Origin of the sequence: Propionispira raffinosivorans DSM 20765 (assembly GCF_000381065.1) — a bacterium.
GTDB lineage: Bacteria > Bacillota > Negativicutes > Selenomonadales > Selenomonadaceae > Propionispira > Propionispira raffinosivorans.
The window spans coordinates 135,125-161,215 of the sequence record NZ_KB905844.1 but is presented as its reverse complement, the minus strand read 5'-3'; the positions used below and the strand labels follow the sequence as shown (position 1 = coordinate 161,215).

At 38.1% G+C, this 26,091-nt stretch carries 21 protein-coding genes and 2 riboswitches; of the genes, 3 read left to right on the top strand and 18 right to left on the bottom strand.

All coding sequences use genetic code 11. The features are described 5' to 3' along the window. Positions 1-8 precede the first annotated feature (8 nt). The 6 genes from F606_RS0106765 to F606_RS0106740 all read right to left on the bottom strand — a co-directional run bounded on the left by F606_RS0106765 (position 9) and on the right by F606_RS0106740 (position 9,186). Positions 9-1,097 (bottom strand): response regulator, encoded by a 1,089-nt coding sequence (locus F606_RS0106765; RefSeq protein ID WP_026329286.1) that lies wholly within the window; start codon positions 1,095-1,097, stop codon positions 9-11. Continuing rightward, a complete protein-coding gene (locus F606_RS20705) occupies positions 1,084-4,446 on the bottom strand; it encodes a GAF domain-containing hybrid sensor histidine kinase/response regulator (protein WP_019553123.1) in 3,363 nt (1,120 codons plus the stop codon). The genes F606_RS0106765 and F606_RS20705 overlap by 14 nt, the downstream gene beginning before the upstream one ends. A 123-nt stretch (positions 4,447-4,569) precedes the next feature. Next, the gene (locus tag F606_RS22225) at positions 4,570-5,676 is read right to left on the bottom strand and encodes a carboxylesterase family protein (RefSeq protein WP_019553122.1); all 1,107 of its coding nucleotides are present in this window, start codon (positions 5,674-5,676) and stop codon (positions 4,570-4,572) included. A gap of 78 nt (positions 5,677-5,754) precedes the next feature. Further along, a complete protein-coding gene (locus F606_RS0106750; RefSeq protein ID WP_019553121.1) occupies positions 5,755-5,946 on the bottom strand; it encodes a YwbE family protein in 192 nt (63 codons plus the stop codon). A 106-nt stretch (positions 5,947-6,052) separates the two neighbouring features. After that, a complete protein-coding gene (locus F606_RS0106745; protein ID WP_019553120.1) occupies positions 6,053-7,336 on the bottom strand; it encodes a globin-coupled sensor protein in 1,284 nt (427 codons plus the stop codon). A gap of 128 nt (positions 7,337-7,464) precedes the next feature. Continuing rightward, the gene (locus tag F606_RS0106740) at positions 7,465-9,186 is read right to left on the bottom strand and encodes a methyl-accepting chemotaxis protein (protein WP_019553119.1); all 1,722 of its coding nucleotides are present in this window, start codon (positions 9,184-9,186) and stop codon (positions 7,465-7,467) included. A gap of 305 nt (positions 9,187-9,491) precedes the next feature. Here F606_RS0106740 and F606_RS0106735 point away from each other — a divergent pair, with 305 nt between their 5' ends. Continuing rightward, positions 9,492-9,773 carry a hypothetical protein gene (locus F606_RS0106735; RefSeq protein ID WP_019553118.1) on the top strand — a complete coding sequence of 94 codons (282 nt, stop codon included), beginning with the start codon at positions 9,492-9,494 and terminating at the stop codon, positions 9,771-9,773. Between the two features lie 52 nt (positions 9,774-9,825). Here F606_RS0106735 and F606_RS0106730 read toward each other — a convergent pair whose 3' ends face one another. From F606_RS0106730 to recG, 4 genes are all read right to left on the bottom strand, one after another. Beyond that, entirely contained in the window at positions 9,826-11,490 is a 1,665-nt protein-coding gene (locus F606_RS0106730) for a ribonuclease J (RefSeq protein ID WP_019553117.1), read from the bottom strand. A gap of 311 nt (positions 11,491-11,801) precedes the next feature. After that, the gene (locus tag F606_RS0106725; RefSeq protein ID WP_019553116.1) at positions 11,802-12,833 is read right to left on the bottom strand and encodes an aspartate-semialdehyde dehydrogenase; all 1,032 of its coding nucleotides are present in this window, start codon (positions 12,831-12,833) and stop codon (positions 11,802-11,804) included. A 25-nt stretch (positions 12,834-12,858) separates the two neighbouring features. Next, on the bottom strand, positions 12,859-13,650 hold the full coding sequence (dapB, locus tag F606_RS0106720; RefSeq protein WP_019553115.1) for a 4-hydroxy-tetrahydrodipicolinate reductase: 792 nt from the start codon (positions 13,648-13,650) through the stop codon (positions 12,859-12,861). A gap of 102 nt (positions 13,651-13,752) precedes the next feature. Next, positions 13,753-13,921, bottom strand: a riboswitch (Lysine riboswitch). A gap of 127 nt (positions 13,922-14,048) precedes the next feature. After that, positions 14,049-16,112, bottom strand: a complete 2,064-nt coding sequence (gene recG, locus F606_RS0106715; protein WP_019553114.1) for an ATP-dependent DNA helicase RecG — start codon at positions 16,110-16,112, stop codon at positions 14,049-14,051. A 235-nt stretch (positions 16,113-16,347) separates the two neighbouring features. Here recG and F606_RS0106710 point away from each other — a divergent pair, with 235 nt between their 5' ends. Beyond that, positions 16,348-16,680, top strand: coding sequence for a RidA family protein (locus F606_RS0106710; RefSeq protein ID WP_019553113.1), 333 nt, complete (start codon positions 16,348-16,350; stop codon positions 16,678-16,680). Positions 16,681-16,856: 176 nt separating this feature from the next. Beyond that, positions 16,857-17,048, top strand: coding sequence for a 50S ribosomal protein L28 (rpmB, locus tag F606_RS0106705; RefSeq protein WP_019553112.1), 192 nt, complete (start codon positions 16,857-16,859; stop codon positions 17,046-17,048). A gap of 98 nt (positions 17,049-17,146) precedes the next feature. On the opposite strand, the gene hslO is transcribed toward rpmB, so the two are convergent. From hslO to F606_RS0106665, 8 genes are all read right to left on the bottom strand, one after another. Beyond that, positions 17,147-18,016, bottom strand: a complete 870-nt coding sequence (gene hslO, locus F606_RS0106700) for an Hsp33 family molecular chaperone HslO (RefSeq protein WP_019553111.1) — start codon at positions 18,014-18,016, stop codon at positions 17,147-17,149. A gap of 126 nt (positions 18,017-18,142) precedes the next feature. Then, positions 18,143-18,607: a 6,7-dimethyl-8-ribityllumazine synthase gene (gene ribH, locus F606_RS0106695; RefSeq protein ID WP_019553110.1), complete on the bottom strand. Its 465-nt coding sequence runs from the start codon at positions 18,605-18,607 to the stop codon at positions 18,143-18,145. A 12-nt stretch (positions 18,608-18,619) separates the two neighbouring features. Beyond that, positions 18,620-19,819, bottom strand: a complete 1,200-nt coding sequence (locus F606_RS0106690) for a bifunctional 3,4-dihydroxy-2-butanone-4-phosphate synthase/GTP cyclohydrolase II (protein WP_019553109.1) — start codon at positions 19,817-19,819, stop codon at positions 18,620-18,622. Between the two features lie 16 nt (positions 19,820-19,835). Next, the gene (gene ribE / locus F606_RS0106685; RefSeq protein ID WP_019553108.1) at positions 19,836-20,489 is read right to left on the bottom strand and encodes a riboflavin synthase; all 654 of its coding nucleotides are present in this window, start codon (positions 20,487-20,489) and stop codon (positions 19,836-19,838) included. 15 nt (positions 20,490-20,504) lie between these two features. Continuing rightward, positions 20,505-21,593, bottom strand: a complete 1,089-nt coding sequence (ribD, locus tag F606_RS0106680) for a bifunctional diaminohydroxyphosphoribosylaminopyrimidine deaminase/5-amino-6-(5-phosphoribosylamino)uracil reductase RibD (RefSeq protein ID WP_026329285.1) — start codon at positions 21,591-21,593, stop codon at positions 20,505-20,507. Between the two features lie 106 nt (positions 21,594-21,699). Continuing rightward, positions 21,700-21,814: riboswitch (FMN riboswitch) on the bottom strand. Positions 21,815-22,439: 625 nt separating this feature from the next. Beyond that, a complete protein-coding gene (locus F606_RS0106675) occupies positions 22,440-23,261 on the bottom strand; it encodes an MBL fold metallo-hydrolase (protein ID WP_019553106.1) in 822 nt (273 codons plus the stop codon). Positions 23,262-23,600: 339 nt separating this feature from the next. Next, positions 23,601-25,034, bottom strand: a complete 1,434-nt coding sequence (locus F606_RS0106670; protein WP_019553105.1) for a glycoside hydrolase family 32 protein — start codon at positions 25,032-25,034, stop codon at positions 23,601-23,603. After that, positions 25,009-26,028 (bottom strand): LacI family DNA-binding transcriptional regulator, encoded by a 1,020-nt coding sequence (locus F606_RS0106665; protein ID WP_019553104.1) that lies wholly within the window; start codon positions 26,026-26,028, stop codon positions 25,009-25,011. The genes F606_RS0106670 and F606_RS0106665 overlap by 26 nt, the downstream gene beginning before the upstream one ends. Positions 26,029-26,091 lie beyond the last annotated feature (63 nt).

The window sequence follows — 26,091 nt, the reverse complement described above, 5'->3', positions numbered from 1 at the left end:
CATAGTGCTTAATCGGCATATTGATCACTAATTTCTAAAAACCGTTTTTCTATCCGCAAAAAAGATTCTACGACTGTAGGATCAAAATGCGTGCCCATATCTTTGTAAATTAGCTCCACAGCGGCAGCATGAGGCATTGCCTCCTTATAGACCCGCTTACTAATCAAAGCATCATACACATCTGCCACCGCCATCAGACGGCCTGATATCGGTATTGCTTCGCCGGCTAGCCCTTGTGGATAACCACTGCCATTCCATTTTTCATGATGGGAATAGGCAATTTCTTTAGCAAAGCGTAAAAATGTATCAGGCTGTTCTTGCATTTCTTCCGCGCGAATAATTGCATTTCGTCCCAACGTAGTATGTGTTTTCATGATTTCAAATTCTTCAACGGTCAATTTACCAGGTTTAAGTAATATATAATCTGGTATGCCAATTTTTCCAATATCATGCAGCGGCGCAGATTTTACGAGCAATTGGATGTTTTCCATTGAAAGCACGTCTTTTAACAGCTCATGTTGACGCATATCTAAAGCCAATTCATTAATATAATATTGCGTTCGCCTGATATGTCCACCGGTTTCATTATCACGAGTTTCCGCCAATGAGGCCATCGCTGCAATACTTACTTCCTGTATCATATTGATTTCAGTGACCCGTCTTGCGATTTCAGCTTGCAAATAAATATTTTTGTCAATAAGAAAATCTCTAGCTTGTTTCAACATTAAGTGTGTTTTAATTCGAGCTAATAAAATAGGGGGACTGATTGGCTTGAAAATGTAATCAACGGCTCCTAATGAAAAGCCTTTTTCTTCATCATTTACCGTATTTTTGGCTGTCAAAAAAATAATTGGTATATCTTTTAAGTTTTCATCCTTTTTTAAGCGCCGACATGTTTCATATCCATCCAAAACAGGCATCATTACATCTAATAAAATTAAATCAGGTGGATCGATCATTGCAACGGATAGAGCTCTTTCTCCATTAATTGCAACTTTTACTTTGTAGATGTTTCGCAGTAAATCACTAACAATTGCTAAATTTAAGGGTGTATCATCCACAACTAAAATAACTGGTTTTTCATCATTTTTCATCATCTTCACCTTTTGCCTCAAAAATTTTTAATAAATTGAGTGCCGCATCAAAATCAAACATATTCAGTGCTTTATCAAGTGATTTAACTAAATCACGATTATGCTCTTCCAAGAATATTCCTTTAACAGAAGCAAAAAAAGCAATCGCTTCACTATCGGCATCTAGCAAAAAAGTCCGTAACTTTTCATGGCATTCTTGAATAGATAGTACCATTGTCGCTGGTACTGCTTTAACTGTTAGTTGACTTTTCAAATAAGTGTCTATACTCTGTATGACTTCGTCTAAGTTTTTAGAAAATTGGTCTAAAAGATTTTGTATCGTTTCAATTTGCACATCAGGATGTATTAGGCCTTTTTCAATTAGACTTGCTGTGTTTTGCAGAGCCACCGCACCTATATTACCAGCAATCCCTTTTAATGTATGGGCAAGGCTGATAACCAGGTCAGTTTCCCCATTGCCCCAAGCATCGAAAAGCTGCTTGTCCACCGTACGATAACCATTCATAAATTGCCTAAGAATCCGTTGATACAAAGCCTCGTTATAGGATACACGCTGCAAACCGTCCGCTATGTCAATTCCTTGAAGGACAGCTTTTCCAAAATTTCGAATATGTTTTTTTTCTGGAATTTGTAAACTGAAATCTGTATTGATAGGAGGAATAGCATGATGATTTTTCCATATGTTTAATGTCGCAAACAATACCTGTGGGTCAATTGGTTTTGTAATATGTCCATTCATCCCCATAGCCAAACAGCGATCCCGCTGATCGGACATTGCATGTGCAGTGAATGCTAAAAGCGGTAGTTTTTGATCAACTTTACGAATTTCACATGCCGCCTCAAAACCATCCATAACTGGCATTTGTAAATCCAAAAGTACAACATCATATAACTTATGTTCATGCAAAACCTTATCAACGGCTTCTTTCCCATTTTCTGCTACATCGACAAGAACCCCCTGACTTTCCATTAATTCGATAGCAATTTGTTGATTAATCACATTATCTTCGGCTAGGAGAACCTTCATCCCCCATAAACCATAAGATTGTTCTTGTTGTTTGTGTCGACTGCTTCCATCTTTATTCGCTGAAAATAATTGTAGTAATGTATTCAGCAGCATAGAAGGACTAACTGGCTTAATTAAAACACCTGCCAGCCCTGCCTGAGCTGCTTTTTCACGCAATTCCTCTCGATCATATGCTGTAACCATTACAATCGGCGGCGGTATCCCTTTATTGACTTTTAGCTTGATAGATTGTGCCGTCTGAAGTCCATCAGCACCGGGCATCTGCCAATCCATAAAAATAACCCCATATGGTTTGACGTTTAAATTTTCTACGAGCTGAATAGCCTCTTCACCACTCGCAGCAGTATCTACACAAAATGCCATTGCTGTCAAATATTCAAATAAGATATCTCTTGCGGTGGGATTATCATCGACTACTAAAATACGTAAATGGTTAAGCTCTTTTGGCAAACGATTTTGTTGTTTTTGCTTAATCTCAGAAATGCCAAACCAAGCTGTAAAAATAAAGCTGCTCCCAACATCAGGTATACTCATTACTCGTATGTCGCCTTCCATGCGTTCTACGAGTTGTTTTACGATAGAAAGTCCAAGACCTGTTCCACCATATTTACGTGTAGTGGAACCATCCGCTTGGATAAACGGCTGAAATAACTTGTCTACTTCCTGCGATGACAACCCAATCCCTGTATCACGAACGGTAAATTGCAGTTGAATCCTAGTATCTGTTTCCTGCATTTGTTTGACACAGATTGCAACTTCACCTTTTGCCGTAAACTTCAAAGCATTGTTTACCAGATTTGTAATTACTTGTCCTAAGCGCAGTGGATCACCTATTAAGCTAACTGGTAAATCTGGCGGAATATAGTAAAGAAATTCCAGCCCTTTATCGTAAGCTTTTGCACTGGTAACATCCACGACACCTCGTATGACATCATCAAGAAAAAAATCAATTTTTTCTAAAGGCAAATTCTGTGCTTCCATCTTGGAAAAATCCAAAATATCGTTGATAATTTGTAATAGAGAATTACCGGCACGATGAATTTTATCAAGATAATCACGTTGTTTCACGGTAAGATCTGTCTTAAGCGCCAAATAAGCCAAACCAATAATAGCATTCATCGGTGTACGAATTTCATGGCTCATATTTGCCAAAAACATGGACTTGACTGCATTAGCTTTTTCTGCAGCTATTTTTGCTGATTCCAATTCCTGCGTCCGGATATCAATCATTTTTTCAAGATTTTGCCGATGATGTTCCAACTCCTGTGCCGTTTTTACTTTTGTGGTAATATCTTGCACAATAATTAGAACATCGACTGCCTGTCCCATCAAATTATATTCGACTTCGGCACGCTCCTCAACCCATTTGATTTGGCTATCAATTAAAAGTCTATAACGATTGGTATAAACAGCCTGTTCTTCTTGTCTTGCCCGCTGCCAAGTTTGTTCGACCTGTCTCCGGTCCGCTGGATGAACTTGTTCCAATAAGATTTCTGGGGTCAGCAATGCTGAATCTATTATGCCAAAAATCTGGTAAACTTCCGCAGATCCAATAATATTTTCTGTTTCAAATTTAAGATATAAATGCCCTGTCTTCGATACCGCCTGTGCCCGTAATAAAATTTCTTCATTTTTTTTCAAAGCCCGCAAGAGATTAAGCCGTTCTTGGTTGCCTATAGCTAAACCAATATGATCTGCAACCTGAAACGTAAAATTTATTTTTTCATCCGACCAGACATAAGGCTGATATTGACGAGCCAGACAAATAACACCTAACTTTCGTCCACCAGAAAGAATATTGCAAATAAAAATAGAGGTTATGCCACGAGGGACTAAATAAATTTCTTTATATTTTTCTATACGAGAATCCGTCAATACATCATCCACTGCAATATAGCGATTATTTTGCAGTAATTCACGTACAACAGCAAAAAAATCTTCTGAAAAGATTGCCAGCGGATCGTGTTTTCTCTGTTCTGTTTCAAAAAAATCAGCACATTCTAAACGTATACCACTATCTTGATATTGCCAAACTGAAACTCTTTCAATCCCTAAAGTTTCTCCAATCAATTGTGTAATTTCCCGAATCAGAGTGAATGTATCGCTATTATCAATCGATTCAAGCTGAATAATTTCACCTAAAAGACAAGAATAAAGACGAAATCGTTCGGCACGTGCACCTTGTATATTTTCTAACTGCTGTAATTCGGCAGTCCGGCTCTGTACCGCTTTATTGAGTGAACGTGTCCAAAGTAAAAGCAAGGAAATCGCTACTATTACCAAAGCAACTACTACATAAAAATCCGTAAAATCAAAGGGCATCATTTACAGTTCCTCCCTGCTAAGTTCATGGTAAAAACATCATTATATCTAGTATTCTTTATTCCCGTTTAATGTGAAAACTCCTGTTAGCTGAAAAAAAGCCGTATCATTGGATACAGCCTTTTCTTATTTTTTTATTTGTTGAAAGAGCCATTTTCTCATTTTATGATCTTGATAGGCTAATATCCATGAATAATGTGCAATTGGATATATATAGGTATTTTTCGGATATTCTGTATATAAAGGTACCCCACCAGCACCTCGTACAGCCTGAATCATTGCCCGCGAACCTTCTACAGAAACAATAGGATCTGCTTCAGCATGAAACGCCCAAATTGGTTTACCAACTATTTTGTCAGCCTGCGTTGGATCACCTTCACCACAGACTGGAACCATAGCCGCAAACAACGATGGATAAGCTTCATTTAGGCGCCAGACAGCAGATCCACCATCTGATACACCAGTCGCATATAAACGATTTTTATCAATATGATAACTTTCAACAACCCGTTGTAAAACTTTAATCGCCATATCAAGATCAGCTGCCTGATTAGCAGGCGTGAATGCAGGATCGTCGTTCCAAGTATATTGAGCTTGCGGGGCTAAAACAAAGCACGGATTTTTCGCTTGTTCTTCTGGTTTAGCCCAAATTGTTGCTCCTTGATTGGCGATCAATTGTGCTTCATTATCTGTGCCGCATTCACCACTTCCATGTAAGAACAAAACCAGCGGATAAGATTTCAACATACTATAATGATCTGGTTTAAATAAACGATATTCCATCGTGGTCCCAGTTTGCATATCCGTATAGGTATATTTCAAAAATTTATCCACGACCGGTTGTATATTTTCCCGAACAATATGTAGCGAATATTTTTTTTCTATACCCGCTGGATTTGTAACCATTATTTCGAATTCATTCTTCCCTGAATGGAGTTTTGCTGTATACAAGTCACTCGAAACTACCTTCATATGGTTGATTTTCAAATAATCCTCTGTTGATGCGGTAATTGCTCTAATCATAACCGTTGTAACATCACTTTGAACCAAAAGGCTGTATCTTCGGTGGGTACTAGAAAAAGAAGGTTTTAATTGGTTCTGACCCGTAACGAACACTTTCAGATCTGCTAATTGTGCCGTAGTGTCTTTTGCTGCCATAACCGGATATAATGGAAATAAAATTACAATCAAAAATGAAATGAAACTAAATAAAACGTGATATTTATTGCACATCCTAATCTCCCTTATCTATAAAATCTCTACTGTAAAAATAAAAACATCCAATTCGTAAAATTGAATGTTTATTTTTAGTTATTGTATTTTTTGTACTCTACCAACGATACCACCCTCAAGCATCACTTTGATGCCGCGCGGATGCACTTGAGAATTTGTAAGCAGTCGCTGCACCACACCTTCTGTTAATTTGCCCGAGCGCTGGTCTTGTTTTTGTACAACAAGAACCTTAGCACCAATTGCTATCTGTTTCCGTATTGTTCCATCCATATAAATAGTCTTCCCTTCAATTGTTCACTTTCTAGCTATATTGTTATATTACAGGATATTATTGACTCTGTCCAGCAAGAAAAACACCACCTCACCGAAAAGATCATTACGAATGCTGCGCAAACATATCCGCCAAATCCGTAGCTGATTTTGTAACATCTTCTGATGCTTTTTCAATTTCTTGCGCGGTTTGCGATAGATTTTCTAATGAATGATCAATATGATCAATATGTTGATAATTTTTATCCGTCGAAGTCGAAATTTCCATCATCTGCGCGGCACTGATCTTTACCGAGGCTCCAACTTTCCCCATCATGACAATTTGTTCCGTCATACTCGTGACAACCTCACTTGTCGAAGCACTATTTTTTTCAATCAAATCAGCAATTTGATGAGCGGAATTGGCACTTTGTTCTGCTAATTTTCGCACTTCATCCGCAACAACAGCAAACCCTCTACCAACATTACCAGCGCGTGCTGCTTCGATTGCAGCATTTAATGCTAATAAATTTGTTTGTGCTGCAATGGACGTAATAGTTTCAATAATATTAAACACTGACTGTGATGTAACGTTCAACACTTCAATCTTCTTTTGGACATCCGTGGTAGCTGAAGAGAGCAGCTCAAGTTCAGCTACCGTTTGATGAATGGATTTTTCTCCATCGATCGCTGTCAAACGGGTTTGATTGGATTCATTTTTAACTTCCGTAGCAGCTAATTTTATTTTTCCAACCGATTCCGCCATTTGTTCCGTGGAGGCAGTTGTTTCTTCTGCAGCTGCAGCCAGCGTGTGCGAAGAATCCTCGATATTAACTAAAATCGCTTTTTGCTGTTCTAATAATTTTTCTTCAACCTCAATTTTTTCCCTTAAAGCACTTGAATAACGCTGCACAAATTCCTCCATCACGACCGCTTCCATATAGTCAGTAATTTGGTTAAAGGCAATAATAACTTTGTACAAATGAGTTGTATCACTTTTATAAGCTTGAAAAACATAGGGAAGAATCGTTTGTTTTAAAGCCCCAACGCTGAGTATAAACCAACTAACGGGTAACTGTATTCTGTTGTGAACCTGTCCTATTTTATAAATTTTATCCATATGTTCAGGTGTAATATGTATCTCATACAGCAATGGCAAAAAATTACGAAATGTCATTTTTAATTTATCAATCGATGAATATTTATTGATAAATTTCTCGATTTCGCCTACTTTCAACAATTTCGTATAAAAATCGTCGGTAATTGAATCCAAATTTTGATCAATGATCGTTTTCAGTTCTCCTAAATATCCTAAAGATTCATTATCCATTTGCAGCATTTCTTTCGCAATTCGATCTTTTACCGTATAACTTCCTGATGAAACAGTTGTTTTATTTTTCGTAAAAAACATAAGGATCCCCCCATATTATTGTAAGTATAAACATTTTATACAAGTTAAATTAAAAATTATAAACAGGACTGAGACTATCGATTCTTGCGGCTAGCCTCAGCTAGGTCTGTTTATAAAACAAATACCATCTAGATCTTGAACTTTTGTATTTCATTTTGCAAATCCACGGCAAGTTTTGCTAAATGGGTACTGGCGGAAGCAATTTCTTCCATGGATGCTGATTGCTGCTCTGTAGCCGCCGAAATCGTTTCCGTTGCTTCGGCGGCTTTTTTTGTTTCGTTGCTGCTATTCTCCGTAGCAGTAACAACATCTTCAGTTCCACTCGTCAGTTCTTCAGTCGCTGCGGATATTTCATTAATTTCATCGGCCACAACCTTAATCATTGTCAATATTTCATTGAAATTTTTACCAGCTAAATCAACAAGTTCCGATCCCATTTTGACTTCACGTTTACTTTCATTCATAAAATCAACTGCTGTTTTTGTTTTGGCTTGTACATCAACAATGAGCTCCGTGATATCTTTTGTCGCATGAGCTGATTGTTCAGCCAGTTTCCTAACTTCTTCCGCAACGACTGAAAAACCTCTGCCAGCATCTCCGGCTCTAGCTGCTTCGATCGCCGCATTTAAAGCTAATAAATTCGTTTGCGCTGCAATATTTGAAATCAGTCCGACAATCGTATCGATTTGTTTTGATTTATCCTCTAGCTCACCGATTACATCCGCTGTATCATCGGTTCGTTTTTCAATCGTTCCCATCTGTAAAACGGTCTTTTCAATCGCTTTACCGCCTTCGATAGCAGCGTTTGATGTCTTATCGGTTGATCTAGCGACTTCACTGGTATTTTCCGTAACTTGGTGAATCCCTTTTGCCATCTCTTCGACAATATGATTTGTCGCAATAGCCATTTCCAATTGTTTTTCCGCGCCTTTGGCGACTTCGCCAATGGACTCGGCAACTTGATTTGATGCCTGCGCTGATTGTTCTGCACTGGCGGTTAATTCTTCCGATGCTGCCGCCACCTGTTCGGATGTATTTAAAAGCTGCTTAATTAAGGCCCGAATATTTCGATTCATTCGATCAACCGACTGTGACAGCGCTCCAAATTCGCTTTGATCTTTCATACTGTGCTCTGCCACATCCTGCGAAAAATCTCCTGATGCAATATCCCCTAAAAATTTTACAGAATCACTCAAGCGTTTCGTAATTTGTTTGATAATCAAAATGCCGACTACCACTCCCAGGAGTAAAGCAATCACGGTAATAGCAATCGCTGTCATACTAGAACGGGCAACATCTTCTCTTGCCGTTTGATTCAACTGCTCTGAACTTTTATTAGCTTCACTAGAAATCGCCCTGAATTTATCAAAAAGCTGCTCTGCTAATGGTGCTGCTTTTGCTTGAAATAATTTATAGGCTTCTTCATTTTTGTTTTGCAGCGCCAAAGCAAGAACTTCGGCGTTCGCCGCGCGATACTGCGCCACTATAGTCTTTACAACTTCAAGCTCAGCTTTCTGCTGCTGGGTCAGTGGCAACTGTTCATATTGCACAATATTATTATCAAAGCGCTCCCTTGACTGAACAATATCAGCTGATAATCTTTTGTTTTCAGTATCCTCTGTTGTAACCATTAAAGCAAATAAATCAGCCTGAATTCTTCGCTGTGCCAACCGACAATCATCCGTCAATTCAATTGCTTTAACATTGACCGCATACAAAATTTCCATACTTTGACTGCTTTTTTTCAAATTCACATGACCTAAAACCCCGATTCCAATGATTGCTATACTGAAAATTGCGATCAAAAAATATAATTTTTGTTTAACCTTTAAATTGTTAAACCAATTCATTTTACATCTCTCCTTGTATAATTTTTATGAAAAAACTTTCATACTATAAAAACAAAAGTTGTAGAAGCGTCTTTTATTCAACAACAGTCTTACAGTTACAATTACAACAAGATTCAATATAAGATGAAGCTTTAGGGGACATGTAAAAAGCCTACGAGCCTATCTTTGTTAATTAAGAAATCTTCTAGATTACTCTTCAAAAACCTTCTTTCTTTTACAATAATACAGAAAATAATTTATGAGTGCATATTGACTTTCAATTAAACCGTGCAGTATTATGATATCTATATAAGTGAGGTGATACCATGCCCATCAAAATAACTGGCTATTATAAACTCCCGAATTCACTTGAACCGCAGCTTGTCGATTTTAATGAAATATTTCATACTTCATTTATGCGTAAATTTACTCGCTATAAATCCTTTGAAAAGTTTTTAAATGGGGGAAAGTTTACAATTAAATGCCAGCAAGACTTTGAAGCTCTTCCTGAATCTGAAATGGATAAACACGTTCTCCAATCGACAAAATTTAAATCATGGCAGGAAATGCTTGATTATGCAACGGACAAATATATATTAAAACAATAAAAAAATGAAAAAAGCAGAAACTCTTTTGTCAAAAAGAAGTTTCTGCTTTTCTTTAGATTTCCATAATGATTGGTAAAATCATCGGTCTTCTACGAGTTTTTTCATATAAATATCTACCAAGAGCATCACGAATATTAGCTTTGATGGTCGCCCATTCGGTAATATTATTTTCTTCACATTTTTCAAGTGCTGTTTTAACTTTTTCCTTCGCTTCATCCATTAATGCTTCGGATTCACGCACATACACAAATCCTCGAGAAACAATATCTGGACCTGCGGCTACACAGCCTTGGTCTTTATCCATAGTAACAACAATAATCAAGATACCATCTTGGGATAGCTGGCGGCGGTCACGCAATACAATATTGCCAACATCACCAACACCCAGTCCATCAATAAGCACGTTACCAGCGGTAACCTTGCCAGCCACAGTGCCTTTATCTCTGGTAAATTCTAAAATCTGTCCATTATCACTAATAAAAATATTGTGTTTTGGCATGCCGAGATCCTGAACTAGTTTGGCATGTTTAATCAAATGACGATATTCTCCATGCACAGGCATAAAGAATCTTGGATGAATCAAATTATACATCAATTTCAATTCTTCCTGACTGGCATGCCCAGATACATGAATGCCTTTTGATTTCTCATAAATTACTTCGGCACCCTGCTTCAAAAGATTATCAATCGTTCGCGAAACGAGTTTTTCATTACCAGGAATCGGCGTAGCCGAAATAATAACGGTATCACCAGGAACAATGCCCACCTTGCGATGATCCGACATTGACATTCTAGTCAGTGCTGACAACGGTTCGCCTTGACTCCCCGTTGTCACAATAACAACCTGAGACATTGGATAATTGTTGATTTCATCAATATCAATTAAGACACCTTCAGGAATCGTCAAATAGCCCAACTCTAAAGATATATTCACAACATTAATCATGCTGCGACCTAAAACAGCAACTTTACGTTTATACTGACAAGCCGTATCAATTGCCTGTTGAATACGATGCACATTCGAAGAAAACGTAGCAATAATAATACGATTTTTTGCATTATGAAAAACTTTATCAAACGCAACCCCTACTGTTCTTTCACTAGGAGTATGTCCTGGTCTTTCTGCATTCGTACTATCCGACATTAATAGCAATACGCCACGATTACCTAATTCGGAAAATCTTCGAAAGTCCGTCATTTTTCCATCAACTGGCGTATAATCCATCTTAAAATCGCCTGTATGGACAATCGTTCCAACTGGTGTTTTAATAGACAAACCAACCGCATCAGGAATACTATGACTTACACGAATAAATCCGACACTAAAGCAGCCAAGATTAATAATGTCACCTGGTTTAACTGGAATCAAACCACTCGCATCGACATTTTTTTCTTTTAGTCTGCCTTCTAATATTCCCAGTGTCAATTTCGTTCCATATACTGGTACATTGAGTTGTTTCAACACATACGGTAAGGCACCAATATGATCTTCATGACCATGGGTAAGAACAATCGCCTTTATCATATCGCGATTTTCTAATAAATAAGATATATCAGGAATAACCAAATCGATTCCCAACATATCATCATCAGGAAACATTAATCCAGCATCAATAACCAGTATTTCATCATCTACACGAACTACTGTCATATTCTTGCCGATTTCCCCGAGTCCACCTAGTGGAATGATTTGAAGTTTTTGTGGTACTTTAGCCAAAAATTACACCTCCGACGTTAATTTTATCTACTTATTTTGAATCTATCTTTAACTCTTAGTAGTTAAGTCCTGAATGGTAAGTCCGAACTGTACAATTAAAAAAATATATAAATCGACCGTTCTTCTTATTTCTTCTATTATATATCTTACAGCCGCCTATTGTAAAGCTTAATACAATGTATTCACATTGGTTTCCTTGCCAAAAGACAACATCCGTAGCTTCGATGCTCTATTTTGACAATGAATGCAAACCTAAGAATGCCAAAATCCAGTTATTTACACTGAATTTTGGCATTTTATCAGTTAAACGCTTAAAACATTTTATGCTCAATCATATATTCAGCGATCTGCAATGCATTCAAGGCAGCACCCTTACGAATTTGATCACCAACAACCCATAAATTCAAACCATTCTTAATTGAATAATCTTTACGGATACGACCTACTGCTACATCATTTTTACCGGATGTATTAAGCGGCATTGGATAAATCATTTCAGCTGGATCATCTTCGACAATAACCCCAGGGAATTTTGCTAACGCATTTTTGGCCTCTTGAACGCTGAATTCGCCGTCCAATTCGATATTAACCGATTCGGCATGACTGCGATATACAGGTACGCGGATCGTCGTAGCTGTAATACCCATATCATAGTCATTCATAATCTTATGAGTTTCATCAATCATTTTCATTTCTTCTTTTGTATATAAATTATCTTTAAATACATCAATCTGCGGGATTAAATTAAAGGCAATCTGATAATGTTTCGGCAAACTTGCACCAGGTAAGATGTTCGCTACAACTTCCTGACCGTTCGCAATGGACTTCACTTGATTTTCAAGTTCCGCCATCGCTTCTTTTCCGCCACCAGATACAGCTTGATAAGTTGATACAACAACACGTTTGATCTTAACCTGATCATAAATTGGTTTGAGTGCCATAACCATGATAATCGTAGAACAGTTCGGATTGGCAATAATACCTTTGTGAGTTTTAATCATTTCGGGATTGACTTCAGGAACAATCAGTGGAACTTGTGGGTCCATCCGAAAAGTACTTGAATTATCAATAACAACGGCCCCTGCTTCAACAGCAGCTGGAGCGAATTCCTTACTCGCTGCACCACCGGCAAACAAAGCAATGTGGATATCTTTAAAAGAATCTTTTGTTGCTTCTTCAACCGTATAATCTTTACCCATAAAATGAATAATTTGTCCAGCTGAGCGTTTTGATGCTAATAGTTTTAATTGAGCAAAAGGAAACTTGCGTTCTTCAATTAAATCCAAAAACTCTTGCCCAACGGCTCCAGTTGCCCCCAATATTGCTACATTATATTTTTCCATAGTTATGAATCCCCCTCAGTTTTCATCAATCTAATAAATTTTCTAAACCTATAACCAGTCCCTGTAAACCTTTGACTTTTTTACACGCAAGAACAACTCCCGGCATAAAAGAATCACGATTAATCGAATCATGACGAATGGTCAACGTTTGACCAAGCCCGCCAAAAATCACTTCCTGATGCGCCACGTAGCCAGGCAAGCGAACACTATGGATATGAATTCCATCGACATTCGCCCCACGAGCCCCCGCAACTTTTTCGAATTCATCTGGGTTTCCCTGCTGCATACTTTTACGCACTTCACGAATCATCTCAACCGTACCAAGAGCCGTGCCGGATGGTGCATCTAATTTATTATCATGATGCAATTCGATGATTTCTACATGAGGCATATATTTCGCAGCTTCTTTCGCCATTTTCATCATTAAGATGGCTCCAATCGCAAAATTAGGAGCTATAAAAGCGGCAGTATCATTTTTCTCTGCTAAATTTTTGATTTCAGCTTTATGTTCATCCGACAAACCTGTCGTACCAATAACTGGAGAAACTCTATGTTTTAAGGCAATACAAGCATTGCTAAAAACAACACTTGGTTTTGTAAAATCAACTAATACATCTGGTTTTGCCGAGACAATTGCTTCTACTAAATCTGCCTGTACGGTAATTCCCGTCTTAGGTATACCAATCAAATCTCCAATATCGCTGCCTGCATTTAAATCAACAGCTCCAACCAGTTCTAATTGTGGATCTTGCTGTACTGCATTTAAAACAGATCGTCCCATTTTTCCGCAAGCCCCGCTTACCATTACTCTAACCAAAATATGCACCTCCAAAATTTATGCTAATAAAAAAGCCAATGAGAAAATCTCTCATCAGCTGTTTATAACACATCAGCCCTTAGGAAAAATAAAAATTTTTCCAGATGAGATAGCTCTCCATCAAAATGATGACAGACAAATACCTATTCGATATTCATCCAGTCCTGATATTGGGGCAATATCAAAACTTCGGCGAAAAACCCTTTCTCTTTAGTTCATTGCTGCCAGTCTCCCTAAAGATACTTTTGTTTTCCGCGCCTCTATTTCATCCTATACAGGATCTATATTTGATTTATGTATATTGTATATCAAGTCTATCCCAAAAATCAATATGTTTTTTTAGGATTTACAAAGTATTGGTCAGTTTTTCAAATAAGTGCACAATCTATTGCTATTTTTTAATTATCCGTAATCTTCATAAACTGATCTTTATACTGCACGGATAAAATCTCTAAAATATAACGTAAATCATCCACACTCGCCAGTGTCTTCAATGCGGCTTCTCTAGCTTTTAATAAAATGTCTAGATCATTCAAGACATCGGCTATTTTCAAATCTGCCAAACCATGCTGCATCGAGCCAAAAAACTGACCTGGCCCACGCAACTTTAAGTCTTCTTCGGCCAGCGCAAATCCACTATTCGTCTTTTCCATAATGCCAAGCCGTTCTTTTGCCACAGCAGATTTCCCTTGGGCAATTAAAATACAATAGGACTGATATTGACCACGCCCGATTCGTCCACGCAGCTGATGAAGCTGTGCCAGACCAAAACGATCGGCTCCTTCAATCACCATAATACTAGCATTTGGCACATTGACACCAACTTCTATCACCGTTGTTGCAATGAGTAGTTTTATGTTTCCCGCATGAAAGTCCAACATGATCTTCTCTTTTTCTTTGGAAGAAAGCTTCCCATGAACAAGTCCACAAGTTATATCCCGAAATATTCCACTTGTAAGTTCCTCATAAACCTCAGTCGCGGATTGTACATTTAGCGTCTCTGACATTTCAATCAAAGGACAAACGACATACGCTTGCCGACCTTTGGTAATTTCTGCTTTAACAAACTGATAAATGAGGTCTCGCTTATTGCTTGTTCGGACAAACGTCCGTATCGGTTTACGTCCCGGCGGCAGTTGTTTAATAACAGATACATCCAAATCACCATAAACAGTAAGTGTCATGGTTCGTGGAATCGGCGTTGCCGTCATTACTAAAACATCCGGCACAAGCTGACCTTTTTCTTCTAACAAGGCCCGCTGACGGATTCCAAATCGATGCTGCTCATCCGTCACAACCAGTCCAAGATTTTTAAATTGAACCGCTTCTTGAATGAGTGCATGTGTACCAATCACAAGATCTACTTCTCCAGCAGCAATTTTTCCCAGTGTTAATTCACGATTTTTTTTCGTAAGTTTACCGCTTAAAAAACCAATTCGAATGCCACAAGAATTGAGTAAATTTGTAAAGCTGGCAAGATGCTGTTCTGCCAAAATTTCAGTTGGCGCCATTAACGCTCCCTGGTAGCCATTTTCAATCGTTTTTACTAACGCCAGAACCGATACAATGGTCTTACCTGAACCAACGTCCCCCTGAACTAAGCGCCGCATTGGCAGGTTAGATTCCATATCATGATAAATTTCTTCCAGAACCAACTTTTGATCCGTTGTCAATTGAAACGGAATTTTATGCAGCACTTTGTTTAATAAAGTACTATTCATTAAATGTCGAATCCCTTTTTGTTTATCACGGCTTTGTTTTTTCAAAACCAAAAGACCACACTGAATCAAATAAAGTTCTTCGAATGCTAACCGATAACGAGCCTTTGTCATTTCCTCCATTGTCGTAGGAAAGTGAATTTTGTATATAGCTTCTTTTCGATCCATCAATTGATATTCGAGTTGCAAATGTTTTGGTAAATTTTCCGAAATCGTGATAGACTCCTCTAAAACCTGCTCGATAAGTTTACGTAAAAATTTTTGTGGCAAGGCATCTGTTGCCATATAAACTGGTAAGATCTTATGTCTATCTTCAGGCTGTTCATCGGCAATCTCATAGTCAATAATATGATTCATCTCAAATTGACCTTGTCCACCATAGGCGTAATTCATTTTTCCTGTGGCAAAGATTCGCCGACCAATTTTTAGATTTTTCTTAATAAAAGGCTGGTTGAACCAAGTCATTTGCAAAAAGCCTGAACCATCATTAACCACGGCTTTCAACATTTTCAATCCACGCCGGGGATTATGCTCCGTCACATTTACTAAAATACCGCTGATCGTCTCGGTCTCGCCGACCTTAGCTTCGGAAAGTTTAGTAATAACACTACGATCTTCATACCGTCGCGGATAATGCGTGAGCAAATCATATACAGTCGTAATGCCTAGATTTACTAAGGCTTTACTTTTTACCGGACCTACACCTTTTAAATATTGTACTTTTTTCTCAAGATCTGTATTCATTATTCTGCTCCAAATTATTTATCATAAAATAAGAACTTACATTCGTATTCTTCATTTTAACAAATATGGGCTCAATCTACAACTAAAGCTCTTTGTATTCGTGTATACTTTTTACAATCCGACAAAATCCGACAAAATACTATTTACTATACTCTGAAAAATAGTTACTATAGAATTATATTATTTGACAACGAAAGTCTACGGTATGTTGTCAACATGGAAATGAGGAGTTTTTATGCGCCTGAATCAAGATGAGCCGGTCGTCCATAGCGACGTAATCTATATATCCAATCAAATGAGTACCTTTAGTCCAAATCTAGGTGAACAAACGTATAAAACATTAAAACAAATGGAAATTAAACTCGACCGACATCACAGCAATAAATATAATATCATCAAAGTAAATATTTATGTGCCAAATCTCGACTATTGGTATTCCATGAAAGATTGTTATCAGAATTTTTTTGGCAGTGCTCAGCCTAATAATTCAATCATACCAACATATGATGAACAAGCGCCAATTTCATTTGAAATGGTCGCCAAAAAGATGACCTACGCGAACTGCTGATCATTGGCAAAAATTTAGTTTACCTTCCCGCTGAAATGTGTTACCATAGATTGGTATTCGTCTCCAATCTATGGTAGTATTTATAAAACTTCTTGCAATCAATGCCAATTTTGTGATAGAATACTTGTATTACGTATGAGGATAGCTCTGTCCTTTACTTAAAGGAGGTGGACTACATGGCAAATGTTTGTGAAATTTGCGCAAAAGGTGAAGTAGCTGGTATGAACGTCAGCCATTCTCACTTAAAAACAAAACGGACTTGGAAACCTAATATCCAACGTGTTCGTGCTGTAGTTAGTGGTGAAGTTAAACGAATTAATGTTTGTACTCGTTGCTTACGTTCTGGTAAAGTTGCACGTGCGATTTAATCCGTGCTATTAATATCGAATGATATATCATAAAAATAAGCGACCTAATTTTGATTAGGTCGCTTATTTTTATGTTTTTTTATCGAGTTGCTGCAATGTCACCCCATTTGGCTGACATTAAACAAAGCAGTAAGTTCTTCTTTGTTAAATTGATATTTCTCCCCGCAGAAATGGCAGCAAACTTCCGCTTTGCCATCATCAACCAAGGAAGCAAGATCGTTTTTGCCAAGACTCATTAAAACTTCTTCAATTCGGCGTTTTGAACATTGGCATTTAAAAGTTAAATCTGTCGTCTCAAAATACGTAATATCCATTCCCGCAAAAATAGCTCCAATAATTTGTTTTGCATCAAAGCCATCATGCACCATGGTTGAAACAGGTCGCAGCGTCTTTAAGTTTTCTTCAAGCTTATCAAGCATCGCTTCTTCGACATCTGGCAGAGCTTGAATGAAAAATCCACCGGCAGCAATAACTTTTAGATCAGGACTCACTAAAACGCCTAAACCAATACTACTAGGGGTTTGTTCTGACGTATAAAGATATTGGGTAAAGTCTTCGGCAATTTCACCAGTCAAAATCTCAGAACTTCCCGTCACGGCTTCTTTAAGACCGGTAAAACGCGTAACGGATACAATACCATGTCCTACTGCTTCCCCGACGGCCAGCTTACCATTATTGAGCGGTAAGTCCACATGCGGTTGATCCACATAACCACGCACAAATCCTTCTGAACTTGCATCAGCAACAACATTGCCCAGCGGACCATCCCCCGCAAATTTAACAGTCAGGCATTCCTTGTTTTTCAAATTTGCCGCGAGTAAAAGCCCCCCCGTCATTGTCCGTCCTAAAGCTGCGGCAGCAATCGGATAACAGTCATGACGAGTTGCAGCTTCTGCGACAAGCTCTGTAGTGACTGCTGCATAAGCTCTAATACCATTGGCTGTTGCTTTTATTAAATGATCTTTCATAAAATCCTCCTAAATAAAAGTAAGTTGATATGCAAATGACATATCAACTTACTTTTTTCTTATTTCAGTTTCAATGCGATAATCGTTTGATTTACCGTCATTTTGTCGCCCCTATATCTTGAAAAATTAAAGATTTCTGAACAAGTTGGCCATTTCAATTGCTGAAACAGCTGCATCTGTACCTTTATTACCAGCTTTTGTACCAGCACGTTCAATTGCCTGTTCAATATTTTCTGTTGTTACCACGCCGAAAATCGTCGGAACGCCCGTTGATAAACCAACGGTTGCAACACCTTTCGAAACTTCGCTGCAAACATAGTCATAATGAGACGTCGACCCACGAATGACTGCACCAAGGCAAATCACAGCATGATATTTTGTGCTTTCCGCCATTTTTTTTGCGGCAAGCGGAATTTCAAAGGCTCCGGGAACCCAAGCAACATCCACATCTATATCTTTAGCACCATGACGTTTTAACGCATCAAGAGCACCTGATAATAATTTACTCGTAATAAATTCATTGAATCTAGACACCACAATCCCAAATTTCAATCCCTCTGCAAGCAGTTTTCCTTCAATTACATTTGCCATACTAAAATCCTCCTACTCATCTTTTAAAATATGCCCCATTTTCACTTTTTTGATATTCAAATATTTCTTATTGAATTTATTGGATTTTATTTCTAATGGTACTCTTTCGACAATTTCCAGTCCATATCCTTCCAGTCCAGCTCTTTTTGCTGGATTATTTGTCAATAACCGAATACTGGTGAGTCCAAGATCCACTAAAATTTGTGCTCCGATCCCATAATCCCGCAAGTCTGGTGCAAAACCTAAAAGCAAATTCGCTTCCACTGTATCTTTGCCTTGATCTTGGAGTGCATAGGCACGAATTTTATTAGCCAAACCGATTCCGCGGCCTTCTTGACGCATATAAAGCACAACTCCCGTGCCTTCTGCTTCAATACGCTTTAAAGCCATTGCCAATTGATCACCACAATCGCAGCGCATGGAGCCGAGTGCATCTCCCGTCAAACATTCCGAATGAACACGGACTAAAACATTTTCTTTCCCTTTAATATCGCCCTTAACAATTGCAATATGGCATTTATTATCTAAATCATTTTCGTACGCAATCAATTTAAACTGACCATATTTACTCGGAAATTTTGTTTCTGCTACTTTATGAATGAAATTTTCCGTACTTTTGCGATATTTAATTAAATCTGTAATCGTAATTAATTTCAAATCATGTTTCTCAACAAATTTCATCAAATCCGGTATACGCGCCATATGTCCATCATCATTCATAATTTCGCAGATTACCCCGGCAGGAGAAAATCCTGCCAATGTTGCCATGTCGACAGCCGCTTCTGTATGACCGGTTCGTCTTAACACACCACCGTCAACAGAGCGTAACGGAAATACATGGCCTGGACGACGCAGCCCTGTCGGTTTTGTCGCTGGGTCTAAAACAGCTTTGACAGTCTGTGCCCTTTCATAAGCAGAAATTCCCGTTTCGGTATCATAGGCATCGACAGAAACAGTAAAGGCTGTTTCATGATTATCGGTATTATTGGCAACCATTGGACCAACATCCAGAGCATCTAAACGTTCCCCATCGATCGGCATACAAATCAAGCCACGCGCATAAGTTGCCATAAAGTTAATTGCTTCCGGTGTTACTTTATCCGCAGCAATAATGACATCCCCTTCATTTTCTCGATCTTCATCATCTACTACAACAATCATTTTCCCCTGTCTGATATCTTCAATTGCATCTTCTATTTTACTAAATCCCATAACTGAACTCTCCTCTTTAAAACCCGTATTTTTGTAAAAAATCCGTTGTTATTTTTGTTTCTGGCGACGATTTTGTATCTTCGTGATATGTTAAAAATCGTTCAATATATTTTCCAACCATATCTGTTTCAATATTTACAATATCACCGATTTTTTTCACACCAAATGCTGTAACTTCAGCAGTATGAGGTATTAACGATACCTTAAAGCAATGCGAAGTACAATCAACAACCGTGAGGCTTATGCCATCGATCGCCACTGACCCTTTTTTAACAATATATTTAGCAATATCTGCCTTAACATCAATCGTAAATACAATGGCATTCTCATCTTTTTCAATGCCGATAATAGTTCCCAACCCATCAACATGTCCACTCACCATATGCCCGCCCAAACGACTCGTCAGCATAAGTGCTGGTTCCAGATTCACGACACTGCCATTTTTAAGTTGAGAAAGCACGGTTGACTTTACTGTCTCTGGCATTACATCTGCCGTAAAGTTATGCTGCGTAAAACTCACAACCGTCAAGCAAGTTCCATTGACAGAAATACTGTCACCAATCTTTAACCCGACTAGTACTTTTTTTGCTTCGATTGTAATCTTAACAGACTTCGCAGCGAAATCCATTGCCTTTATTTTTCCAAGTTCTTCTGCTATTCCGGTAAACATAGAATTCCTCACTTTCTATTTAGCATAACCGCTAATTAAAATGTCACCATCTATCAGTTCCGTCTGCATCTTTTTAAGTAAAAATGCATCCTGTAAATTCTCAATTCCACTACCTTCAAAAGCTGTTACTGCATCTTTACCACCAACCAGTTTAGGAGCAATAAAGACATGGATTTTATCAACAAGATGTTCAGAAATCAATGAATAATTGATGGTTGCACCACCTTCAACGAAAATACTGCTGATAGCACGTTCACCCAATTTACGGAACAAAATCTTCAAATCAACCTGCGTGCCATCATTAACAACTAAAACTTCTACTCCTGACTGCCTGAGTGCTTCAACTCGAATTTGCGGTGCTTCTTGTGTCACAGCAATGATTGTTTGCGCCGCATGATCCGTCACCACCTGAGCTGTAAGCGGTGTGCGCGCTTTACTATCAACGATAATCCGAATTGGGTTTTCCCCTTTTATGCCTGGCAGTCTTGTCGTTAGACTTGGGTTATCTGCCAAAACCGTTCCAATGCCAACAAGAATACCATCATATAAATCTCGCATTTTATGTACACGCTCACGCGATTTTTCATTTGTAATCCACTGAGAATTTCCCGTGCAGGTTGCAATTTTGCCATCTAAAGTCATTGCTGTTTTCAAGATAATAAATGGCTGTTTTGTCATAATCCATTTCAAGAAGACCTCATTCAGCTCAATGGCTTCTTGTTTTAAAATTCCATCTATCACTTCTATCCCAGCATCACGAAGCATCTGTATGCCGCGTCCCGCCACCAGAGGATTTGGATCTTTCATGGCAATTACCACCCGCCCAATACCAGCTTCAATCAACGCTTTGCTACAGGGCGGTGTGCGCCCGTAATGGGAACATGGTTCCAGTGTTACATAAATCGTTGCGCCTTTGGCTGCTGCACCAGCTTGTGCCAAAGCATGGATCTCTGCATGCGGTGTACCTGCTTTTTTATGCCAGCCCTGGCCTACAATACGTCCTTCTTTTACAATCACGGCACCAACTAAAGGATTCGGACTCGTCCGCCCCTCAGCATAGCGAGCTAACATCAGTGCCTGTCTCATATAATCTTCATGCTGCATTTCATCGCCCCACTTTTCCACTAAAAAAGCTGCCAAAAAGATTTCTCTTTTTAACAGCCTCCAAAACGCATATACAAAAAAACTACATCACAAATGCATTCTAAATTTTTGTCTTTTCTCATCCAGACTATACTGTCGGCTCCGGAATCAAACCGGATCTTGCCTTTCGGCTTGCGGGCTATACCGCCGGTAGGGAATCACACCCCGCCTCAAAGACTGTTTTATATTAACTTTACGAATTCATATTAACACTTTACCAATTCATTGTCAAATTTCAGGGAAAATTCGTTATATAAGCGTTATCTTTTGCATGAAAGCAGACTAGAAAATGTATTATTTATTGATTCAATACTTTGATGCCACCCGAAATGGTAGCTGCCACCCGATTTGGTGGTTATATTCTTTTCCAACCGGATCTTGCCTTTCGGCTTACAGGCTATACCGCTGAATACTTTTTTGTATCTTCATCCATATTATGTTGTTATGTTTCAAGGTACTACATTATACGGTAGGCGGTCAATATTACCCCAAAATCGGGGTGATGCCCACAAGAAGAAATAAACGTAACTTTGTTACTCTTTTTTCTTCTTGTGGTACTAGTAAATTCATGCTTTAAATGAAAAAATTAATAATTTATCAACTATTATTTTATATTATTTGTATGTTATAATGGACTTGCATTTCTCATTTGTACCAAGCAAGTCGAAAGTGCAAAAGCCTGCCCTCAGTTCTGCGGCTAATGGGTAGGCTCTTTTTATGCAAAAAATCCAGTCTACAATGTAGGCACTACCGCTAAAAACAAATAAAAAAAGACCGTTTTATATGCTAACTTCGCAACTTAATATTTTATTCATAGTATAACTCTACACCTACGCCTGCCTCTTTTACTGATGTCACAGCTGAAAGTGCTATTTTAGCATTAAGGTCCGTACAATGTGCTGCATAAACTTCAACAGGTTGTAACGCTCTAAAATAATCACATGTTCTTTGCATGCGCTCAGGTGCTGTATGTAAAAGATGAAAACCTCCGATAACATTAATCACGCGTTCTTCCTGACAAACTTTTTTCGCCTGTTCAATGATATTGCATATTCCAGAATGCGAACAGCCCGCTATGATAACCAAACCATTTTTAGCTCGATACACTAGAGCACTATCATCCATAACATAATCAGGGATATTTTTAAGATCTTCTTGAAACGTCCCCACTGGATTTTTTGCTTCAAAATCATTTAACCGTTCAATTTCGCCTAAGAAAACCAGGCGATCCGTAAGCCAAAGTGGCTTGCGGCTTAAATTAAACGAAAAATATTTTTCTAATACACTTTTTTTAATTGGGCAGCCAATCTCGGCACCATTTTCAGACCTTGTCAAAAATACTTCTGGATGGGCAATTAAACTTGGCTTCGCTAACATGTTTTGAAACTTCTGTTTGACTAAATATGTTAAACCTCTAGTATGATCATTATGTCCATGTGATAAAATGACGCCTGAAAGATCATCAAGCGAAATATTCATGGCCTCTGCATTTTGTAAAAAGACATCAGAGTAACCTGCATCAAATAAATATTTATGCCCGGATTCTTCAATAAAATAAGATACCGCAGGTTCTCCTACATAATATGAATCTATAATCGTGTTATTATCCACTAACATTGTAATTTTCATAATAACCTCGCTTTACATATGGATTTTATTCCAGTATATCACTCCAAGGCAAAATAAAAAAGGCGACCATTTATGATCACCAATTTTATCTGTTATTTAATAAACTGATCCTACTTTTTGTATGATACATTCTTGAATATCAAGAGGAAGCTTTATATTGTGCAGTTAATTTAAAATTCATAAAATATTCATATTTTCTTCATAAAATCATCACAAATATGCTCTATTATAAATCTTGAGATTGATACTTCTCCATATATTAATCTCGATTTTCAAAGTATTGAAGTTGTAAGTTTAATTCCTTTTTTCATCGCACAGATTCTTTCTCTGTGCGATTTTTTATTTATATTCAATACATCCCATATGCCAAATCGATCCCTGAACGGATGTTATGATATCATCCGCCTGAATTACTAGCTGGCAACTGCAATCGTCTTCCGGAAAATACATTAAGGTAGCTGTTTTTTCTCCGTCTTGGCAAAATAGTTCAATTACTGTACGATCAATAAAGAAATGTAAGCGTAAATTAGCTTCTGCCGCCAATTTGAATTTCCGTATGCCTTTTCCCCCAAGCTTCATTTTATTACGATCAATACAGAATAGTTTTTTTTGCCGATCATACGAAAAAGTGATTTTTTCCAATGCAAAATAGAACTCTAGCTTAATCTGCTTAGCTTCACCAAGTACTAGATCCAATAAAATCTCTGAGCCGCGTGGCAACTCACCTTGATATTTGGTAAATTCCCGTCTGGAAATTTCTATTTTATCGCCTCGTAACTTTTCAATTTCATGGATAGGCTGTTGATAAAGCCGCCCATTTTTCATAGTAAGCTCCCGCATCATCGTTAAAGCAAACATCCAGCCTTTATTGCTTGTTGGATAGTCCTCACTACAATCTGGCATTCCAATCCAGCCAAGCATTAAATGGCGACCGTTCGCTTCAAAGACTTGAGGTGCATAAAAATCAAACCCCATATCAACCTCCTCAAAGTTTCCATGTTTAAACTCTATAGTCGACAAATTCAAATTCCCAGCTATATAGCCGGTCTGATAGAGATTCTGCCACTTGGTCTCCTTTGCTGGAAGTCCTTGCGGCGAAAAAAGCAGTACATCAACATCGGCAAAACGCAGCATATTCGGACATTCCCACATATACCCAAAATCACCTAAGCTTGTCTTGATTTCACCGAAAAATTCCCAACACCCTGCTTTTTTATGATATAAAACCACACGACCTTTCAGCGCTTCAGTTTGAATACCAAGAACCATGTATTGTTCGCCCGCACGATAAAATATATAAGGGTCACGAAAATGGGCTGTATATCCACTGGGCTGCTTTGCAATAAGGACACCCTCTTTTTTGATCGTACCATCTACTTGCAGGCTGCCCAGACATTGATAAGATTCACGCTCATTTTTATCATTTTTCACATTACCAGTATACACAAATTGTAATTTATCTTCATCCACAAACCCACAGCCCGTATAACAGCCATCCTTATCAAAAGATTCACCAGGTACTAAAGCCAGACCTGGAATCGTATAATGCACAAAATCAGTTGTCTTTATATAACCCCAACTTTTATGTTTATGTTCACAGCTATAAGGATTCCATTGATAAAAAATATGATATTCTCCCTGATAAAAACTCAAGCCATTTGGATCGTTGATCAAGCCAAATGGCATTTCTATATGAAATCGATTATGCCAAAAGTGTTTCATTGGCAAAGCAGCTATGATTTTTTCTTTATATTCTGTCTTTGTCCATACCATCTCTTTGCCTCCCGCAAACGCTTTCTCTCTCTATAAATGACAACGGTAAATTACTTTGTGATTCCATTTTTTTACCTGCGATAAGATCCAACAGCCCTTGAGCCGTTTTCATACCTACAAGTTCATAGTCAAAGGCTACCGTCGTAAGTGCCGGATAAGACACAACCCCTACTGCATAGCCCCCAAAACCAGCTACTGATATTTCCTGTGGTACTTTAATTTTTTGTTCATGCAAATATCGCAGAACACCCAACCCTATATTATCAGTAGCACAAATCACCGCCGTTGGTTTAAAGGCGAGAATTTCACTACCACTTGCATAGGCTGATTCAAAACTAAAACCGGTTTTGACAAAATCAACTTTTGCTTTTGGATGATTTTCCATAAATGCATCAATAAATCCCTGTTTGCGTTCAATGCCAACCGCACGATCCATATTTGTTACTCCGGCAAACACTACATGATGATGTCCTTTTTGTCGTACATAAGATCCCATAAGACGACCAGCTCCCTCATCATCAATTTTGACGTAATGAACCGCAGTGTGCTGCTGTCCCGTAAAAACAACTGGAATATCAAATGTCTTCAGCAACTGCAAATGCCCGCGGGTAATACCTAAAGAATCAATAATAATACCATCAACACCCTGTTGTTGTAGATTGCTTATATTGCAAATTTCTTTTTGCTTTTTTAAGTCACTTACAAGAATGAGTCCTTGGTACCCTTCCGGTTCCAGGATACGATTCACTCCTTCCAGAAGTTTTCCAACCGTTACAGAATCCATACGTGGCAAAATTATGCCAATTAGCTTGCTTTGCTTCATTTTCAGACGTTTAGCAAAAAAATTCGATTGAAAGCCCGTTTCTTGAATAACTTCTTTTATTTTATCCATTTTCTCTTGGCTTATATATCCCTGATTTAAATAACGTGATACGGTACTTTTAGAAACCTTTGCCATATCTGCTATATCTTGAATCGTATACTTACTATCCATGAAAATCCTCCTGTGCTTTTCCAAAAATCTGATAATATTCTTTATTACAAATATTCGTCAAAA

Coding starts and splice junctions, on each gene's coding strand:
- F606_RS0106765 (WP_026329286.1), bottom strand. CDS start 1,097: ATGATGAAAAATGATGAAAAACCAGTTATTTTAGTTGTGGATGATACA.
- F606_RS20705 (WP_019553123.1), bottom strand. CDS start 4,446: ATGATGCCCTTTGATTTTACGGATTTTTATGTAGTAGTTGCTTTGGTA.
- F606_RS22225 (WP_019553122.1), bottom strand. CDS start 5,676: ATGTGCAATAAATATCACGTTTTATTTAGTTTCATTTCATTTTTGATT.
- F606_RS0106750 (WP_019553121.1), bottom strand. CDS start 5,946: ATGGATGGAACAATACGGAAACAGATAGCAATTGGTGCTAAGGTTCTT.
- F606_RS0106745 (WP_019553120.1), bottom strand. CDS start 7,336: ATGTTTTTTACGAAAAATAAAACAACTGTTTCATCAGGAAGTTATACG.
- F606_RS0106740 (WP_019553119.1), bottom strand. CDS start 9,186: ATGAATTGGTTTAACAATTTAAAGGTTAAACAAAAATTATATTTTTTG.
- F606_RS0106735 (WP_019553118.1), top strand. CDS start 9,492: ATGCCCATCAAAATAACTGGCTATTATAAACTCCCGAATTCACTTGAA.
- F606_RS0106725 (WP_019553116.1), bottom strand. CDS start 12,833: ATGGAAAAATATAATGTAGCAATATTGGGGGCAACTGGAGCCGTTGGG.
- recG (WP_019553114.1), bottom strand. CDS start 16,112: ATGAATACAGATCTTGAGAAAAAAGTACAATATTTAAAAGGTGTAGGT.
- F606_RS0106710 (WP_019553113.1), top strand. CDS start 16,348: ATGCGCCTGAATCAAGATGAGCCGGTCGTCCATAGCGACGTAATCTAT.
- rpmB (WP_019553112.1), top strand. CDS start 16,857: ATGGCAAATGTTTGTGAAATTTGCGCAAAAGGTGAAGTAGCTGGTATG.
- hslO (WP_019553111.1), bottom strand. CDS start 18,016: ATGAAAGATCATTTAATAAAAGCAACAGCCAATGGTATTAGAGCTTAT.
- ribH (WP_019553110.1), bottom strand. CDS start 18,607: ATGGCAAATGTAATTGAAGGAAAACTGCTTGCAGAGGGATTGAAATTT.
- F606_RS0106690 (WP_019553109.1), bottom strand. CDS start 19,819: ATGGGATTTAGTAAAATAGAAGATGCAATTGAAGATATCAGACAGGGG.
- ribE (WP_019553108.1), bottom strand. CDS start 20,489: ATGTTTACCGGAATAGCAGAAGAACTTGGAAAAATAAAGGCAATGGAT.
- ribD (WP_026329285.1), bottom strand. CDS start 21,593: ATGCAGCATGAAGATTATATGAGACAGGCACTGATGTTAGCTCGCTAT.
- F606_RS0106675 (WP_019553106.1), bottom strand. CDS start 23,261: ATGAAAATTACAATGTTAGTGGATAATAACACGATTATAGATTCATAT.
- F606_RS0106670 (WP_019553105.1), bottom strand. CDS start 25,034: ATGGTATGGACAAAGACAGAATATAAAGAAAAAATCATAGCTGCTTTG.
- F606_RS0106665 (WP_019553104.1), bottom strand. CDS start 26,028: ATGGATAGTAAGTATACGATTCAAGATATAGCAGATATGGCAAAGGTT.